Raw genomic sequence first — 355 nt, 5'->3', positions numbered from 1 at the left:
CGAATCGGTCGCGCTGTTGCGTGGCTGGCTACAAAGGCACGACCTATGATCATCGCCGTCGACGGCCCTGCCGCATCGGGCAAGGGTACTATCGCCAGGGCCCTGGCCCGCCATTACGGCCTGCCGCACCTCGACACCGGGCTGCTGTATCGCGCGGTGGCGTTCACCGTGCGGCGGCTGGAGCTGGACCCGACGCGGGAGGCGGACGCGGTCGCGGCGTGCGACTTCGACGACCTGACGCTGGCCGATCCCGCGTTGCGCGACGACGATGTCGGGCAACTCGCGTCGATCGTCTCGGCGCATCCGCTGGTCCGCGCGTCGCTGCTCCAGAGGCAACGACGCTTCGCCAACCAGC

1 protein-coding gene is annotated in these 355 nt (G+C 69.9%); it reads left to right on the top strand.

Features of this window, described 5'->3' with window-relative positions:
• Positions 1-45: 45 nt before the first annotated feature.
• Positions 46-355, top strand: a 310-nt coding sequence (locus AC0IYH_RS30035) for a (d)CMP kinase (RefSeq protein WP_471837752.1), incomplete at its 3' end; no start/stop codon positions are given.

Source organism: Pseudomonas sp. AC463 (assembly GCF_979253585.1).
This window is presented reverse-complemented; position numbering and strand designations above follow the sequence as displayed.